The organism is Kitasatospora sp. NPDC001539, from assembly GCF_040298565.1.
Classification (GTDB): Bacteria; Actinomycetota; Actinomycetes; order Streptomycetales; family Streptomycetaceae; genus Kitasatospora.
On the sequence record NZ_JBEPAK010000013.1, the window covers coordinates 1 to 16,950 of the forward strand.

Genomic DNA, 16,950 nt, shown 5'->3' on the forward strand with positions numbered 1-16,950 from the left:
GATCGCGTCCGGGGCCCTGCGCGTTCCCCCTCGGGGCTACCTGTCGGGGCGCTACTTCACGTTCTTGGTGAAGTAGTCGAAGGCCTGCTTCGCCTGGTCCAGCAGCGCGGGCCCGGCCAGGTAGCCGGCCGGGTTGCGGTCGCCGAGCGCGCTGACGCTCACCAGGTTGGGCTTGCCGTCCTTGGTGACGAACCAGCCGCCGCCGCCCGCGCCACCGGTCATGGTGCAGCCGATCACGTACATCGGGGGCCGGGTCCGGTCGAAGGAGAGCAGGCCCGGTGCGGTGGGGGAGCCGCAGCGGTCCAGCTCCATGCCGTCGAACGGCCGCTCCACCGGGTAGCCGTAGGCGACCACCGAACCGACCTGGTCCCGGGGGGCGTTGAACCACACCGGGACGGAGCCGCCGACCGCCTCCTCCAGGGACGGCCCGGAGTCGGCCTCGCCGCGCACCCGCAGGACCGCGAAGTCGTACTGCTCGTGGGCGCCCACGCCGCTCTCCTTCAGCCAGGTCGGCGACACCAGCGCCCGGACCACCGTCCACCGGCCGTACGGGGCGGCCTGCTGGTCGTCGTACGGGCGGCCGCGGCGGGCTCGGCCGTCCCGGTTGAAACCGGGCACGAAGACCAGATTCCTCGCCCAGCCGCCGCCCCTGCCGTCGTGCAGGCAGTGGGCGGCGGTGTACACCAGGTTGCTGCGGCCGGGGTCGAGCGGGTCGGAGACGACCGTTGCGGAGCACACCGCGTCGCCCTGGGGCGTGGTCATGAACAGCTTGCCGACCACGGCGGAGTCCGGGCCGTACGGGTGCTGCTGCGGTACGGCCGGGACGGCGGCGGGCGGGGCGTCGCGCTGGACGGCGCCGGGTCCGGTGGCGGGCGCGGAGGCCGTCAGCGAGTACTCCGGGGTGGGCCTGGCCCTGGCGGTCTCCATCCGGGAGACGGACCAGTAGCCCGGGGCCACCGGGTTGGTGAAGCCGCTCTCGGCGACGTACCGGGCCCAGTCCTCGACCTTCCAGCCGCTCAGGTCGCCCAGGCTGGTCGGCGCGGCCTTCGGCAGGGCGGCGGGTGGTGCGGCCGGGACGGCGGGGCCCTCGGGCCCGCAGGCGGCCGCGGTGAGGGTCAGGGCGGCGAGCAGGGCGGCGCCGGCCGTGGCGGCCCTGCGCGTCCTGGTGCCGAGCGTGCGCATGCTCGTTCGTCCCACGTCGCGGTACCGGTCACTGCTTCCTGGAGATCCAGTCCAGGGCCTGCTTGGCGACCGTCTCCAGGTAGGGGCCGCTCAGCGACGTGTGCTCCTGGGTGCCGATCGAGGTGTTGCTGACCAGGGCCTTCCTGCCGTCCGGCAGGGTGGCGAACCAGCCGCCCCCGCTGGCGCCCTGGGTCATGTCGCAGCCGATGGTCAGCATCGCCGGGCGCTTGGCGTCGAAGGACAGCCGGGTGGGCCTGCCGCCGTCGCACCGGTAGAGCTCCTGGCCGTCGAACGGCTTGACCAGGGGATAGCCGGCGGCCGACACCCGGAGCTGGTCACGGGGTGCGTCGAACCACACCGGAACGGCCGAACCGACCGTCTCCTCGAGGGACTTGCCGGTGTCGTTCTGGCTGCGCACGCGCATCACCGCGAAGTCGTACTGGTTGGCGGCGTCGCCGCTCCGGCCGCCCTCGACCATCCACTGCGGGGAGGTGGTGACCTGCTCGGCCCACCAGGTGCCGAGCGGGGCCAGCTCGGACAGCGGCGCCTTCCTGCCGCCGCTGGAGGCGCCGGAGTTGTTGTAGGCGGGGACGAAGACCAGGTCCTTGTAGAAGTTCCCGCCCTTGCCCTCGTGCACGCAGTGCGCGGCCGTCCAGACCAGGTTGCTCCTGCCCGGGTGCTGCGGGTCGGCCACCACGGTGGCCGAGCAGTTGCCCCGGCCTCCCTGGGCGGAGAAGAACACCTTGCCGGAGGGCTGGCCGAGGTACGGCCGGGGCACCGGGACGGCCTTCACCACTGCGGGCTCGGGATCGGTCACGCCGTCGCCGGCGGCGGGGCCCGGGGTGGACGGCGCCGGGGTGGACGGCGACGGCTTGGCGGCGGGCGGGGCAGGGTCCGCGGGCTTGGCGTCGCCCATCGTGTCCGGGTCCCAGAAGTCCTTCACCACCGGGTTGTGGAAGACGTGCTTGGACGCCCACCTGTCCCAGTCCTCGAACTTCCACTTCTTCAGGTCGTCCCAGCTCCGCGGCAGGCCCTCCAGCAGGCCGCTCGGCAGACCGGAAGGCAGGGTGATCCCGCCGATGGCGCCGCCACCACCGCCGGGAGCGGCGGCTCCGCTCGCGACGGCCGCGTCCGGCGGCGCCGCGGCGGTCCGGCCGCCGTCACCGGGCGGGCCGTCCGGCCCGCAGGCGCTCGCGGCGAGCAGCGTTCCGGCGACGAGGGCGGCGGCCAGGGCTGACCGGTGGATCGATGGCATCTGTGCGCTTCCCCCTGTGCTCGGTCGGGCGTCGGTGCGGCGGCTCGCCGCCATGGAGTCTTCCATCGCCGTCCAGGACGGCCCTGCCCGGCCCCCGGGTTGCGGAGCTGACCCGAGGTCACCGATCCGTGACGCCGGACAGGCCGACTCGTTGGCACAGCAGGGCCCTCCGCCCCCGAGGCGGACAATCCCCGATCTTCACCCGGACGAGTGAGCCGTCCTTGTGATCAACCGTCAGGGATAGGTAACCCTTACCTGACGCGACGGTGCGAGCGCCCGCCGATCCCCTCCGCCACCAGCGCGCGTCCGCACCCCCACGCGCCACCAAGGAGCAGCCTTGAGCACCGCCCTCACCGGAGCCCCGCCCGAATCCCCGCAGCCCGCGGAGCCGCCTCGCGACCAGCGGGGCGTCCCGACGCCGGGCCGGGAGCACCCGGGCACGAGCGGGGACCACCGGCCCGGGCCCGACCCGCTGCTGCACCGGGACCCGGCCGTCGCCGCCGAACAGGCAGCCCTGGAAGCCCTGTTGCGCTGCTGGACCAGGGAGACCGGCGCCCGGCCCGGCGCGGACGGGCGGCTGCGGATCGACGTCCTCGGCGGCGCCGCCCGGCTCACCGCGCCGGTCCGCTACTGGTCCCCCGGCGGGTGGCACCGGTTCGGAGCGGCCACCCTCTCGGCGGGCGAGGGCACCGCCGAGGCCCCGGTGGACGCCGTCACCACCGCCGCGCTGCTCGCCGCCGCGGCCGCCGAACGGCCCGACCCCGGGCAGGTCGCCGACCTCGCCGCCCGGGTCGCCGACTCGGTGGTGCGCACCGCCGAGATCCTCGCCCACCGCCGCACCGGCGCCGAACCCGGCGGCCCCGAGCGCTCGCACTTCCTCGCCGCCGAACAGTCCCTGCTGCTCGGCCACCCGCTGCACCCCACCCCCAAGAGCCGCGACGGCCTCGGCCCCGCCCAGAGCGCCGCGTACTCGCCGGAACTGCACGGCTCCTTCCAACTGCACTGGTACGCGGTGGACCGCGACCTGCTCGCGGCCGGCTCCGCCGTCGACGACAGCGCCGACCGGCTCACCGCCGCCCTGCTCGACGGCCGCGCCGCCCTGCCGCCCGGCACCGCCGCCCTGCCCCTGCACCCCTGGCAGGCCCGCGAGCTCGCCCACCGCCCGGCCGTGGCCGCGCTGCTCGCCGACGGGCTGCTGCACGACCTCGGGCCGGCCGGCGAGCCCTGGTACCCCACCTCCTCGGTGCGCACCGTCTACCGGCCCGGCGTGCCGTGGATGCTCAAGCTCTCGCTCGGCCTGCGGATCACCAACTCCCGCCGGGAGAACCTGCGCAAGGAGCTCCACCGCGGCCTGGAGATGCACCGGCTGCTGGAGAGCGGCCTGGCCGCCGAGTGGCGGGCCGCCCACCCCGGCTTCGACGTCGTCCGCGACCCGGCCTGGATCGGCGTCGACCACCCCGACCTCGGCGACCCGGGCGGTCTGGACACCGTCCTGCGCGCCCAGCCCTTCGCGCCCGCCGACCGGGCGCTGTGCGTGGCCGGGCTGGTCGCCGAACAGCCGCTCGGCACCGGCGCCACCGTGCCGTCCCGGCTCGGCGACACCCTGCGCTCGCTCGCCGCCCGCACCGGCCGCCCGCTGCCCACGGTGGCCGCCGAATGGTTCCTGCGGTACCTGGACGCCGTCGTCCTGCCCGTCCTGTGGCTGGACGGCCGGGGCGGCATCGCCCTGGAGGCCCACCAGCAGAACAGCATCGTGCTGCTGGACGCCGAGGGCTGGCCCTGCGGCGGCCGCTACCGCGACAACCAGGGCTACTACTACCGGGAGAGCGCCGCCGAACGGCTCACCGCACGGCTGCCCGGCCTCGGCGCGCAGAGCGACACCTTCCTGCCGGACCCGGTGATCGACCACCACTTCGCCTACTACCTCGGCATCAACCACGTGCTCGGACTGGTCGGCGCCCTGGGCTCCCAGGGGCTGGCCGACGAGACGGTGCTGATCGCCGGGCTGCGCCGCTTCCTGGCCGGCCCCCGGGCGGGCGCCACCGGATCGGCGCTGCCCGCCCTGCTGCTGGACGCGCCGACCCTGCCCTGCAAGGCCAACCTGCTCACCCGGATCAACGGCCTGGACGAGCTGGTCGGCCCGGTCGCCTCCCAGTCCGTGTACGTGGACATCCCCAACCCGGTGGCGGGCCGCTGATGTTGGACGACCTGCCCGGGTGGGGCGCCGTCCCCACCCCGGTCGGCGAGTTCCGGCTCAGCCCCGTACGGCTGCCCGCCGACCTGGACCTGCTGGTCGGCTGGATGAACGACCCCGAGGTCGACGAGTTCTGGGACCTGGCCGGGCCGCCCGGAACCACCGAGCGGCACGTCCGCGCCCAACTCGACGGCGACGGCCGCAGCGTGCCCTGCCTGGGGCTGCTCGACGGCGCGCCGATGAGCTACTGGGAGGTCTACCGCGCCGACCTCGACCCGCTCGCCGGGTACTACCAGGCCCGACCGCACGACACCGGCCTGCACCTGCTGCTCGGCCCCGCCGCCAGCCGCGGCCGGGGCCTGGGCGCCCGGCTGCTGGCCGCCGCGGCCGAGCTGGTCCTGAACCGGCGGCCGGACTGCGAAAGGGTGGTGGCCGAACCGGACGTGCGCAACCGGCGCTCGGTCCGGGCCTTCGAACGGGCCGGGTTCCGGGCCGCGGCCGAACTCCACCTGCCCGACAAGCGCGCCGCCCTGATGGTCCGTGACCGCGACCCGCGGCCCGCCCCGGGACAGGCCCAACTCCCCGCCTAGGACACCTGTGGACACCTCGACACCCCCTCCCTACGACCTGCTCGGCGTCGGCATCGGCCCGTTCAACCTCTCGCTCGCCGCACTCGCCGAGCCCGTACCGGGCCTGCGCACCCTCTTCTGCGACCAACGCCCGGAGTTCCGCTGGCACCACGGGATGCTGGTGGACGGGGCGCGGATGCAGGTGCCCTTCCTCGCCGACCTGGTCTCCCTGGTCGACCCGACCAACCCGTGGTCCTTCCTCAACTACCTGCGCGCCCAGGACCGCCTGTTCCCGTTCTACTTCTCCGAGCGCTTCCAGCTGCCCCGCCGCGAGTACGACCACTACTGCCGGTGGGCCGCCGAAGGACTGGCCAACTGCCGCTTCGGCACCGAGGTCACCGCGCTGCACTGGACCACCACCCCGGAGCACGGCCCGCTGTTCCTGGCCGAGCTGACCGACACCGCGACCGGCCGGCGCTCCGCCGTACGGGCCCGCAACCTCGCGCTCGGCGTCGGCACCCGGCCCGTCCTGCCCGAGGCCTTCGCGGGGCTCGCGGACCACCCGAGGGCCTTCCACTCCGCCGAGTACCTCGACCGGCGCGCCGACCTGGCCGGCGCCCGGGACATCACCGTGGTGGGCAGCGGGCAGTCCGGCGCCGAGGTCTTCCTCGACCTCCTGCGCCGCCACGACGGCGACGGCGTGCGGCTGCGCTGGCTCACCCGCACCCGGGCGCTCGCCCCCATGGAGTACTCCAAGCTCGGCCTCGAACACTTCACCCCCGACTACACCCGCTACTTCCACGGCCTGCCCGAAACCGTGCGGGACTCCCTCGTCACCGCCCAGTGGCAGCTGCACAAGGCCGCCAGCGCCGAGACCCTCGCCGAGATCCACGACCACCTGTACGAGCGCACCATCGGCCGGCCGATCGACACCGCACCGGTCGAGATCACCCCCGGCACCGCCGTCACCGACGCCCGGCCCGGCCCCTGCGGCGGCCTCGAACTGCACTGCCGGCACACCGACTCCGGCACCGAGCACGTGCTGCGCACCGACGCCGTGGTGCTCGCCACCGGCTACCGCGCCGCCCGCCCCGCCGCGATCGAACCGCTCGCCCACCTGATCGACTGGGACCGGTCCGGGCGCTACCGGGTCGACCTCGACCACCGGGTCGCCACCCGGCCCGAGCTCACCGGCGGCCTCTACGTCCAGAACGCCGAACTGCACACCCACGGCGTCGGCACGCCCGACCTCGGCCTCGGCGCCCATCGGGCCGCCGTCATCCTCAACGCCGTCACCGGCCGCACCGTCCACCGACTGCCCGACCGGACCGCCTGGACCGGCTTCGCGCCGCCCGCCCCCGCCGGCCGGGCCGCCCAGCCCACCTCCGTCGTCCCCCGCCCCCAGGAGCTGACCCGTGCCGCAACCGTCGGCCGCTGAACCGCCGCTCTACCTGCCCCCGCACCTCACCGCCGGGCACTGGCAGCGGGCCGGCCGCGCCCTGCTGGCCAAGATGTTCGCCGAGTTCTCCTACGAGGAGCTGCTCACCCCCGCACCCGGCGCCCTCGACGGCGAGTACCTGGTGAAACTGCCCGAGGCCGAGTACCGCTTCACCGCCCGCCGGGGCGCCTACGACAGCTGGCACGTCGACCCGGAGTCGATCCGCTGCTCCCGCCCGGACGGCCTGGACCCGCTGCGCTTCCTCCTGTACGCCCGGCAGACCCTCGGGACGGGGGGCGAGACGACCGCCCACCTGGTCCGCGAGCTGTCCGCCACCCTGACCGCCGACGCCCGCCAGCTCGCCACCGCGCTCACCGCCGCCGAACTCGCCGACCTCGACCACCCCGCGCTGGAGGGGCGGCAGGGCGGCCACCCGTGGATCGTCCCCAACAAGGGCCGGATCGGCTTCTCCGGCACCGACGCCGCCCGCTGGACCCCGGAGGCGCGCAGCCCGCGCCCGCTGCCCTGGATCGCCGTCCACCGCCGGCTCGCCGAGTACCGCGGGGTGCCCGGCCTGGACCGGCCCGAGCAGCTGTACGCCCGGGAGCTGGACGACGTGGACGCGCTGCGCGCCCCGCTCGGTCCGGACGCCGACGACTACCTGCTGCTGCCCGTCCACCCCTGGCAGTGGGACGAGACGGTCCTGCCGCTGTTCGCGCCCTGGATCGCGTCCGGCGAGATCGTCCCGCTGCCCTCGGACGGCGACCCACGGCTGCCCCAGCAGTCCATCCGCTCGTTCTTCAACACCACCCACCCCGAGCGCTGCACCGTCAAGCTGCCCCTGTCCATCCTCAACACCCTGGTCTGGCGCGGGCTGCCGGTCGAGCGGACCCTCGCCGCGCCCGCCGTCACCGCCTGGCTGCACGGGCTGCGCGACGCCGACCTGTACCTGCGGGACGAGTGCCGGGTGATCCTGCTCGGCGAGATCGCCTCCGTCACCGTCGACCACCCGGTGTACCGGGAGATGCCCGAGTCGCCGTACCAGTACAAGGAACTGCTCGGCGCGATCTGGCGCGAGCCGCTCGGCCCCTTCCTCACCGGGGGCGAGCGTGCCCGGACCCTGGCCGCGCTGCTGCAGACCGGCTCGGACGGGCGGGCGCTGGCCGCCGAGCTGATCGCCCGCTCCGGCCTCGCCCCCGCCGAGTGGACCGGCCGGCTGTTCGCCGCGATGATGCCGCCGCTGCTGCACTTCCTGTACCGCTACGGACTGGTCTTCTCCCCGCACGGCGAGAACGCCATCGTGGTCTTCGACGACCACGACACCCCGGCCCGGCTGGCGGTCAAGGACTTCGTCGACGACGTCAACCTCAGCGACCAGGACCTGCCCGAACTGCGCGGCCTGCCCGCCGAGGTCGCCGGCGTCCTGCTGCGGGACAGTCCCCCGGAGCTCTGCCAGTTCATCCACTCCGGGCTGTTCATCGGCGTGTTCCGCTACCTCGCCCCGCTGCTGGAGGCCCAGACCGGACTGCCCGAGACCGCGTTCTGGGCCCTCCTGCGCGCCGAGATCCACCGCTACCAGGACCGCTTCCCCGAGCTGCGCGAGCGCTTCGAGCTGTTCGACCTGTTCCAGCCCCGGATCACCCGGCTCTGCCTCAACCGCAACCGGCTGCTGCTGGACGGCTACCAGGACCGCCCGCACCGCCCGCACGCCGCCCGGCACGGGACCGTCCCGAACGCGCTGGTCGCCGTGGACGGGAGCGTTCCGGCCCAACGGGACCGCATTGTCACCCCCGCCCCGTAGGGTGGAGGGGTCATGACGAACGACTCCGAATCCCAGCCCGCGGCGGACCTCGGTGACGAGGCCGAGGAAGCCGTCGCCGTCCCGCGTTCGCGGATCCCCGAACTCCTGCACGCCGCGGTGACGGCCGTCGGCGGCGTGGAGCGCCCCGGCCAGGTGCGGATGGCCGAGGCCGTCGCCGACGCGGTCGACCACGGCGAGCACCTGCTCGTCCAGGCCGGCACCGGCACCGGGAAGTCCCTGGCCTACCTGGTGCCGGCGCTCGCCCACGGGGACCGCGTGGTGGTCGCCACCGCCACCCTGGCGCTGCAACGCCAGCTGGTGGAGCGGGACTTGCCGCGCACGGTCGAGGCGCTGCACCCGGTGCTGCGTCGCCGCCCGCTGTTCGCGATGCTCAAGGGCCGCTCCAACTACCTGTGCCTGCACCGGGCCAACGAGGGCACCCCGAGCGACGAGGGCGAGGGCCTGTTCGATCCGGTGGACGCGCTCGGCGGCCCCACCGGGAAGCTCGGCCAGGAGGTGCTGCGACTGCGCGACTGGGCGGACGAGACCGACACCGGGGACCGCGACGACCTCAGCCCCGGCGTCTCGGACAAGGCCTGGGCGCAGCTGGCCGTCACCTCCAAGGAGTGCCTGGGCGCGACGCGCTGCGCGTACGGGCAGGAGTGCTTCGCGGAGAAGGCGCGGGAGCGGGCCAAGCTGGCGGACGTCGTGGTCACCAACCACGCGATGCTCGCGATCGACGCCATCGAGGGCGCGCCGGTGCTGCCCGAGCACGGGCTGCTGATCGTGGACGAGGCGCACGAGCTGGTCAACCGGGTCACCGGTGCCGCCACCGCCGAGCTCACCGTCGGCGCGGTCAACCGGGCGGTGAAGCGGGCGGCCCGGCTGGCCAACGAGAAGGCCGTGGACGCGCTGCAGGCCGCCGCCGAGAACTACCACGGCCTGATGGAGACCGCCCAGCCCGGCCGGGTCGAGGAACTGCCCGAGTACCTGGCGTACGCGGTCACCGCGATCCGGGACGCCGCCCGGCAGGTGATCACCTCGCTCGGCGAGACAAGGGACAAGGGGCTCAGCGACGAGGACGCGGTCCGCAAGCAGGCGATGGCCTCGGCCGAGACGCTGCACGAGACCGCCGACCGGCTGCTGGAGAACTCCGAGTACGACGTGATCTGGATCGAGCGGAGCGACCGCTACGGGCTGGGCACCGCCTCGCTGCGGGTCGCGCCGCTGAGCGTCTCCGGGCTGCTGCGCGAGGGGCTGTACAAGGAGCGCTCGGTCGTGCTCACCTCGGCCACGCTCAAGCTGGGCGGCGACTTCAACGGGGTGGCCGGCTCGGTCGGCCTGCCCAAGGAGGCCCGGCTGCCGGACGAGCGCACGCCCGGCGACAACCCCGAGACCGGTTTCGGGGAGGACGTCGTCCCGTACTGGCGGGGCATCGACGTCGGCTCGCCGTTCAAGTACCCCAAGCAGGGCATCCTGTACGTCGCCAAGCACCTCGCCGAGCCCGGGCGCGATCCGGAACGGCCGGACATGCTCGACGAGTTGGCCGAGCTGATCGGCGCGGCGGGCGGCCGGACGCTGGGGCTGTTCTCCTCGATGCGCGGCGCCCAGGCGGCGGCCGAGGCGATGCGGGAGCGGCTGGACCACCGGATCCTGCTCCAGGGGGAGGAGACGCTGGGGGAGCTGATCCGCGAGTTCGCCTCGGACGCCACGACCTGCCTGTTCGGCACGCTCTCGCTGTGGCAGGGCGTGGACGTGCCCGGCTCGGCCTGCCAGCTGGTCGTGATGGACCGGATCCCCTTCCCCCGGCCGGACGACCCGCTGATGAGCGCGCGGCAGAAGGACGTCGAACAGCACGGCGGGAACGGCTTCATGGCGGTCGCGGCGACGCACGCGGCGCTGCTGATGGCGCAGGGCGCGGGCCGGCTGGTGCGTGCGGCGGACGACCGGGGCGTGGTGGCGGTGCTCGACCCGCGGGTGGAGACCAAGCGGTACGGGAGCTTCTTCCGGTCCTCGATGCCGGAGTTCTGGTACACCACGGACCGCAACCAGGTGCGCCGCTCGCTGGCGGCGATCGACGCGTCGGCGGCGCCGGTGCGGCCGGTGGCGAAGCGGGGCTGAGGGCGGGCCTTCGGCCGGCTGAGGACGCTCGGCCGGCGCCGGGAACGACGGAGGGGCTCCCCGCTGACGCGGTGGAGCCCCTTCCCGGTGGGTGCCGCCCGAGCTGCGGACGCGCTGCGGGTGGCGCAGGCGTGCCGTGGGTGCCGCCGACCTGCCGCGGGTGCCGCCGCCGCCGTGAGTGTCGGAGACGCGCCCGTGCGTGCCGCAGACGCGCTGCGGGTGCCGGAGACGCGCCGTGGGTGCCGGAGGCCTGGCCGCCGCCGTTGCGGGCGGAGGCGGTGCGCCCGGCCGTCAGAGGCGGCGCAGGACCGCGACGACCTTGCCCAGGATGGTCGCGTTGTCGCCGTTGATCGGCTCGTACGCCGGGTTGTGCGGCATCAGCCAGATCCGGCCGTCCTCGCGCTTGAGCCGCTTGACGGTGGCCTCGCCGTCGATCATCGCGGCCACGATGTCGCCGTTCTCGGCGACCGGCTGGCGGCGGACGGTGACCCAGTCGCCGTCGCAGATGGCCGCCTCGATCATCGAGTCGCCGCGCACGGTGAGCGCGAAGAGCTCGCCCTCGCCGACCAGCTGGCGGGGCAGCGGGAAGACGTCCTCGACCGTCTGCTCGGCCAGGATCGGGCCGCCGGCGGCGATCCGGCCGACCAGCGGCACGTAGGAGGTGGACGGGCGGCCGGCCGTCTCGGCGGTGTTGGGGCGGGCGACCTCGACGCCGCGGACCTCGTAGGCGCGCGGCCGGTGCGGATCCCGGCGGAGGAAGCCCTTGCGCTCCAGGGCCATCAGCTGGTGGGCGACCGAGGAGGTGCTGGACAGGCCAACGGCCTGGCCGATCTCGCGCATGGACGGCGGGTAGCCCCGGCGCTGGACGGAGTCGCGGATGACCTCGATCACCCGGCGCTGGCGCTCGGTGAGGCCGGCCTCGTCGGTGCGGATCCCGGGGGGGCGGCCGGGCATCGCGCGGGCGGGGGAGGGGTGGGTGTCGTCCATCGCGGGGGTGTGTTCGATCGGCTGGTCGGGAACGCGGCTCGCGGTGGAGAGCGCGGGGCCGGAAAGGCGGTGGTCTTCGCTACGGTCCATGCTGATGTCCACGCTCTGCTGATTCACGGTGCGCTGCCCCACCTTGAACTGGGAGTGTTCCTGCACCGGGATGGTGTTGGTTTCGACGGTGTTCACGGCGGCCCCTCTCGACGGCTGTCCTCTCCCCTTTTCCAGCCCAACGCACCTCCTATCGAAAGGTTGCGCCAAACACACGTTCGAGTGAATTATTCGGGAGTTGGCTGACTCGATCAAGGCTTTGCTGTACATCGAGTAAACGTTCGACCGGATGTCGACGCCGGAAGTCTAATCGGCGTCGACACGCCTGGGGTGTCGCCTCCCCCCGAAACCTAGATGTAGTGGCTAGAGTCCTCCGCGTGCCCAGTACTAGTGGTCGCGTCACATGATCAGCTTGCCGAGGCCGGGGGCGCATCGCATAGACTCACCCGGTCCGCACGTCCTGCCAGGGAGGGATCCCCCGGTGCACTGCCCCTTCTGCCGGCATTCCGACAGCCGCGTTGTCGACAGCCGGACCACCGAGGACGGCAGCTGCATCCGCCGTCGTCGACAGTGCCCCGACTGCGGCCGCCGTTTCACCACCGTGGAGACGGCCGCGCTCATGGTCGTCAAGCGCAGCGGCGTCACCGAGCCGTTCTCCCGGCAGAAGGTCATCACCGGCGTCCGCAAGGCCTGCCAGGGCCGCCCGGTCACCGAGGACGCCCTCGCCCAGCTCGGGCAGCGGGTCGAGGAGTGCGTGCGCGCCAGCGGGAACGCCGAGCTGACCACCCACGACGTCGGGCTGGCCATACTCGGCCCGCTCAAGGAACTCGACGTGGTCGCCTACCTGCGCTTCGCCAGCGTGTACCAGGCGTACGACGGACTCGAAGACTTCGAGGCCGCCATCGCGGAACTCCGCGCCGAGCGGCCCGTCCCCGAGGCGGACGGCACCCCCGTGCCCGTTCCCGCCAGCGCGCCCTAGGCGGCGCCGGGGCCCCCGCCGGGGCCTCCAGCCAGTACCACACGGCCCTCCGGGGCCCCCGCGTGCCCGAAACCGGGGCACGGAACACAACGAACCGTGTGCGAGCAGGCGAGGTCTCCGGCTGCCCGCACACCGGAAGAACGAACCAGCGGTGCCCGGATTTTTCGGGGCACTTCGGGCGTTTGCCCAGGAGGAGGAGCGAGAAGTGACAGACACCACGAGCGGTTCCGCGCGCGGGTCGAAGTCCGAGAAGGCTGCGGCCAAGGGCGCGAAGGCCCCGAAGGGCGGTCTCCGGATGGAGCGCATCTACACCACTCCTGGCGTGCACCCCTACGACGCGGTCCGCTGGGAGCGGCGCGACGTCGTCATGACCAACTGGCGCGACGGCTCGATCAACTTCGAGCAGCGCGGCGTCGAGTTCCCGGACTTCTGGTCGGTCAACGCCGTCAACATCGTCACGTCGAAGTACTTCCGCGGCGCCGTCGGCACCCCGCAGCGCGAGTGGAGCCTCAAGCAGATCATCGACCGCGTGGTCCTCACCTACCGCGCGGCCGGGGAGAAGCACGGCTACTTCGCCACCGCGGACGACGCCGAGATCTTCGAGCACGAGCTGACCCACGCCCTCCTCCACCAGGTGTTCAGCTTCAACTCGCCGGTCTGGTTCAACGTCGGCACCAAGCAGCCCCAGCAGGTCAGCGCCTGCTTCATCCTGTCCGTCGACGATTCCATGGAGTCGATCCTCGACTGGTACAAGGAAGAGGGCATGATCTTCAAGGGCGGCTCCGGCGCCGGCCTCAACCTCTCCCGCATCCGCTCCTCCAAGGAACTGCTCTCCTCCGGCGGCAACGCCTCCGGCCCGGTCTCCTTCATGCGCGGCGCCGACGCCTCCGCCGGCACCATCAAGTCCGGCGGCGCCACCCGCCGCGCGGCCAAGATGGTCGTGCTGGACGTCGACCACCCGGACGTCGAGGCCTTCATCGAGACCAAGGTGAAGGAGGAGGAGAAGATCCGCGCCCTGCGCGACGCGGGCTTCGACATGGACCTCGGCGGCGACGACATCACGTCCGTCCAGTACCAGAACGCCAACAACTCGGTCCGCGTCAACGACGAATTCATGACCGCCGTCGAGAACGGCACCGAATTCGGCCTGCGCGCCCGCCTCACCGGCGAGGTCATCGAGACCGTCGACGCCAAGAAGCTGTTCCGCAAGATGGCCGAGGCCGCCTGGGCCTGCGCCGACCCGGGAATCCAGTACGACAGCACCATCAACCACTGGCACACCTGCCCGGAGTCCGGCCGCATCAACGCGTCCAACCCGTGCTCGGAGTACATGCACCTGGACAACTCCAGCTGCAACCTCGCCTCGCTGAACCTGATGAAGTTCCTGCGCGAGGACGACTCCTTCGACGCGGAGACCTTCGCCAAGGTCGTCGAGCTGGTCATCACCGCGATGGACATCTCGATCTGCTTCGCCGACTTCCCGACCGAGAAGATCGGCGAGACCACCCGCGCCTTCCGCCAGCTCGGCATCGGCTACGCCAACCTCGGCGCCCTGCTGATGGCCACCGGCCACGCCTACGACAGCGAGGGCGGCCGCGCCCTGGCCGGCGCCATCACCTCGCTGATGACCGGTACCGCCTACCGCCGCGGCGCCGAACTCGCCGGCGTGGTGGGCCCGTACGACGGCTACGCCCGCAACGCGGTCGCGCACCAGCGGGTCATGAAGCAGCACGCCGACGCCTCGCTGGACGCCGTCTCCTCCGACGAACTGGACGCCCCGGTCTGGCTCGCGGCCAACAAGACCTGGCAGGACGTGCTGCGCATCGGCGCGCAGAACGGTTTCCGCAACGCCCAGGCCTCGGTCCTCGCCCCGACCGGCACCATCGGCCTGATGATGGACTGCGACACCACCGGCGTCGAGCCCGATCTCGCCCTGGTGAAGTTCAAGAAGCTGGTCGGCGGCGGCTCGATGCAGATCGTCAACGGCACCGTCCCGCGCGCCCTCAAGCGCCTCGGCTACCAGGACGAGCAGATCGAGGCGATCGTCGCCCACATCGCCGAGCACGGCAACGTGGTGGACGCGCCCGGCCTGAAGACCGAGCACTACGAGGTCTTCGACTGCGCGATGGGCGAGCGCTCCATCTCCCCGATGGGGCACGTGCGGATGATGGCGGCGATCCAGCCGTGGATCTCCGGCGCGATCTCCAAGACGGTCAACATGCCGGCCGGCGCGACCGTCGAGGACGTCGAGGAGATCTACTTCGAGGCGTGGAAGATGGGCGTCAAGGCGCTCGCCATCTACCGCGAGAACTCGAAGGTCGGCCAGCCGCTCTCGGCCAAGAAGAAGGACGAGAAGGCGGCCGCGGCCGAGGCCCCCGCCGCGGTCGAGAAGGTCGTCGAGTACCGCCCGGTCCGCAAGCGCCTCCCCAAGGGCCGCCCGGGCATCACCACCTCCTTCACGGTCGGTGGCGCCGAGGGCTACATGACCGCCAACTCCTACCCGGACGACGGCCTCGGCGAGGTCTTCCTGAAGATGTCCAAGCAGGGCTCGACCCTCGCGGGCATGATGGACGCCTTCTCCATCGCCGTCTCGGTCGGCCTGCAGTACGGCGTGCCGCTGGAGACCTACGTCTCCAAGTTCACCAACATGCGCTTCGAGCCGGCCGGCCTGACGGACGACCCGGACGTGCGGATGGCGCAGTCGATCGTCGACTACATCTTCCGCCGCCTGGCGCTGGACTTCCTGCCGTTCGAGACCCGCTCGGCGCTCGGCATCCACTCCGTCGAGGAGCGCCAGCGCCACCTGGAGACGGGCTCCTACGAGCCACTGGAGGCCGAGGAGATCGACACCGAGTCGCTCGCCCAGTCCGCCCCCGTGGTCGCCAAGCCGGCCCCCGCCGTCGAGGCGCCCAAGCCGGCCCCGAAGCAGGCCCACAACTCCACGGAGCTGATGGAGATCCAGCTCGGCCTCAACGCCGACGCGCCGCTCTGCTTCTCCTGCGGCACCAAGATGCGCCGCGCCGGCAGCTGCTACCTCTGCGAGGGGTGCGGCTCCACCAGCGGCTGCAGCTGACCACCGGTGGTCGCCTCGGATGAGGTGACCACGAGGTGAGCCGCCGAGGGCGGGGCGAGGACATGACGTCCTCGCCCCGCCCTTGCCGCGTTCTCGGGGCGCTGACGGTCCTGGCTCGATCCTCTCCGCGTTCTCGGGGCGCTGACGGTCCTCGCTCGATCCTCTCCGTGTCCCCGGGCGCGCCGATGTCACGGACGGGGCCGGTGTCCGGTCGGTACTGGTGACGGCTGCGACCGAGAGGAACGGTGTGGTGATGGGAACGGTGCTGGTGACCGGGGCGACGGGGACCTTGGGCCGGGAGGTGGTGCGGCTGCTGGCGGCGCGTGGCGCCGCGGTGCGGGGGCTGAGCCGGCGGGCGCGGCCCGGGGGCGACGGTGTCGAGTGGGTGGTCGGGGACCTGGTGACCGGCGAGGGGATCGCCGAGGCGCTCGCCGGGGTGGAGACGGTGCTGGACTGCGCGACCACCCAGGGGAAGAAGGACGTGACCGGGGTCGAGCGGCTGGTGGAGCAGGCCCGGCGGGCAGGGGTCCGGCACCTGGCGTACGTGTCGATCGTGGGGATCGACCGGGTGCCGCTCGCCTACTACCGGGCGAAGCTCGCCTGCGAGCGGGTCGTGCGGGAGTCGGGGCTGGGCTGGACGGTGCTCCGGGCCACCCAGTTCCACGACCTGCTGCTGAGGTTCTTCGACGCGTCGGCGAAGCTGCCGGTGTTCCCGGTGGTGCGCGGCGCCCGGATCCAGCCGGTGGACGTCCGGGAGGTGGCCGAGCACGTGGCGGGTCTGGTGGGGGAGGGCCCGTCCGGCTACGCGCCGGAGGTGGGCGGGCCGCAGGTGCGGACACACCGGGACCTGGCCGAGGCGTACCTGCGGGCCGCTGGGCGCCGGCGGGTGCTCCTGCCGGTGCCGCTCCCGGGGCCGGCGGGCCGGGCGCTGCGGGCCGGCGGGCTCACGGCCCCGGAGCGGGCGGTGGGGCGGGGGACCTTCGAGGAGGCGTTGGAGCGGCGTTTCGGGACCGCTGATGTCAACCAGGGTTGACATCAGCGGTCACGTCAACCAAAGTTGACGGCATGAGCGACAGTGGAGATCTCGCGGCCGCCGCGAGCAGCCGCGACCCCGCCGTGGGGCTCCGGGCGGTCCGGGCGCTGCGCGATCTGGCGGACCGGCTGGAGAGCCTGCAAGTGGGCAACGCGCGTGCGCAGGGCTGGTCCTGGCAGCACATCGCGGTCTGCCTCGGGGTGACCCGGCAGGCGGTGCACAAGAAGTACGCCCGGCGCGGCGCCGGCCCGGACCAGGACGGAGACTGAG

At 73.2% G+C, this 16,950-nt stretch carries 12 protein-coding genes; 9 read left to right on the forward strand and 3 right to left on the reverse strand.

The genetic code is table 11. The features are described from left to right. Window positions 1–51 precede the first annotated feature (51 nt). Window positions 52–1,182 (reverse strand): trypsin-like serine peptidase, encoded by a 1,131-nt coding sequence (locus ABT247_RS04650; RefSeq protein WP_350737881.1) that lies wholly within the window; start codon window positions 1,180–1,182, stop codon window positions 52–54. 28 nt (window positions 1,183–1,210) lie between these two features. Continuing rightward, complete coding sequence (locus ABT247_RS04655) at window positions 1,211–2,437, reverse strand: trypsin-like serine peptidase (RefSeq protein ID WP_350737884.1); 1,227 nt, start codon at window positions 2,435–2,437, stop codon at window positions 1,211–1,213. Between the two features lie 337 nt (window positions 2,438–2,774). Here ABT247_RS04655 and ABT247_RS04660 point away from each other — a divergent pair, with 337 nt between their 5' ends. The 5 genes from ABT247_RS04660 to ABT247_RS04680 are packed head-to-tail and all read left to right on the forward strand — an operon-like array spanning window position 2,775 to window position 10,560. Beyond that, on the forward strand, window positions 2,775–4,634 hold the full coding sequence (locus tag ABT247_RS04660) for an IucA/IucC family protein (RefSeq protein ID WP_350737886.1): 1,860 nt from the start codon (window positions 2,775–2,777) through the stop codon (window positions 4,632–4,634). Next, window positions 4,526–5,221, forward strand: coding sequence for a GNAT family N-acetyltransferase (locus ABT247_RS04665; protein WP_350737972.1), 696 nt, complete (start codon window positions 4,526–4,528; stop codon window positions 5,219–5,221). The genes ABT247_RS04660 and ABT247_RS04665 overlap by 109 nt, the downstream gene beginning before the upstream one ends. Window positions 5,222–5,228: 7 nt before the next feature. After that, the gene (locus ABT247_RS04670; RefSeq protein WP_350737890.1) at window positions 5,229–6,638 is read left to right on the forward strand and encodes a lysine N(6)-hydroxylase/L-ornithine N(5)-oxygenase family protein; all 1,410 of its coding nucleotides are present in this window, start codon (window positions 5,229–5,231) and stop codon (window positions 6,636–6,638) included. Then, complete coding sequence (locus ABT247_RS04675; protein ID WP_350737893.1) at window positions 6,616–8,439, forward strand: IucA/IucC family protein; 1,824 nt, start codon at window positions 6,616–6,618, stop codon at window positions 8,437–8,439. The genes ABT247_RS04670 and ABT247_RS04675 overlap by 23 nt, the downstream gene beginning before the upstream one ends. Before the next feature lie 12 nt (window positions 8,440–8,451). Continuing rightward, on the forward strand, window positions 8,452–10,560 hold the full coding sequence (locus ABT247_RS04680) for an ATP-dependent DNA helicase (RefSeq protein ID WP_350737896.1): 2,109 nt from the start codon (window positions 8,452–8,454) through the stop codon (window positions 10,558–10,560). A gap of 291 nt (window positions 10,561–10,851) precedes the next feature. On the opposite strand, the gene lexA is transcribed toward ABT247_RS04680, so the two are convergent. Next, entirely contained in the window at window positions 10,852–11,547 is a 696-nt protein-coding gene (gene lexA, locus ABT247_RS04685) for a transcriptional repressor LexA (RefSeq protein ID WP_188299320.1), read from the reverse strand. A gap of 529 nt (window positions 11,548–12,076) precedes the next feature. Between lexA and nrdR the strand changes: the two genes are divergently transcribed. The 4 genes from nrdR to ABT247_RS04705 all read left to right on the forward strand — a co-directional run bounded on the left by nrdR (window position 12,077) and on the right by ABT247_RS04705 (window position 16,949). Beyond that, a complete protein-coding gene (gene nrdR, locus ABT247_RS04690; RefSeq protein ID WP_350737899.1) occupies window positions 12,077–12,574 on the forward strand; it encodes a transcriptional regulator NrdR in 498 nt (165 codons plus the stop codon). A gap of 205 nt (window positions 12,575–12,779) precedes the next feature. Continuing rightward, complete coding sequence (locus ABT247_RS04695; protein ID WP_350737902.1) at window positions 12,780–15,647, forward strand: vitamin B12-dependent ribonucleotide reductase; 2,868 nt, start codon at window positions 12,780–12,782, stop codon at window positions 15,645–15,647. 253 nt (window positions 15,648–15,900) lie between these two features. After that, window positions 15,901–16,680, forward strand: coding sequence for an SDR family oxidoreductase (locus tag ABT247_RS04700; RefSeq protein WP_350737905.1), 780 nt, complete (start codon window positions 15,901–15,903; stop codon window positions 16,678–16,680). A 32-nt stretch (window positions 16,681–16,712) separates the two neighbouring features. Then, entirely contained in the window at window positions 16,713–16,949 is a 237-nt protein-coding gene (locus ABT247_RS04705; protein WP_350737908.1) for an RNA polymerase subunit sigma-70, read from the forward strand. Window position 16,950: the final 1 nt, after the last annotated feature.

What these genes read in the sequence shown, in the direction of transcription:
- ABT247_RS04650 (WP_350737881.1), bottom strand. Translation starts at nt 1,182, where the DNA reads ATGCGCACGCTCGGCACCAGGACGCGCAGGGCCGCCACGGCCGGCGCC.
- ABT247_RS04655 (WP_350737884.1), bottom strand. Translation starts at nt 2,437, where the DNA reads ATGCCATCGATCCACCGGTCAGCCCTGGCCGCCGCCCTCGTCGCCGGA.
- ABT247_RS04680 (WP_350737896.1), top strand. Translation starts at nt 8,452, where the DNA reads ATGACGAACGACTCCGAATCCCAGCCCGCGGCGGACCTCGGTGACGAG.
- lexA (WP_188299320.1), bottom strand. Translation starts at nt 11,547, where the DNA reads ATGGACGACACCCACCCCTCCCCCGCCCGCGCGATGCCCGGCCGCCCC.
- ABT247_RS04700 (WP_350737905.1), top strand. Translation starts at nt 15,901, where the DNA reads ATGGGAACGGTGCTGGTGACCGGGGCGACGGGGACCTTGGGCCGGGAG.
- ABT247_RS04705 (WP_350737908.1), top strand. Translation starts at nt 16,713, where the DNA reads ATGAGCGACAGTGGAGATCTCGCGGCCGCCGCGAGCAGCCGCGACCCC.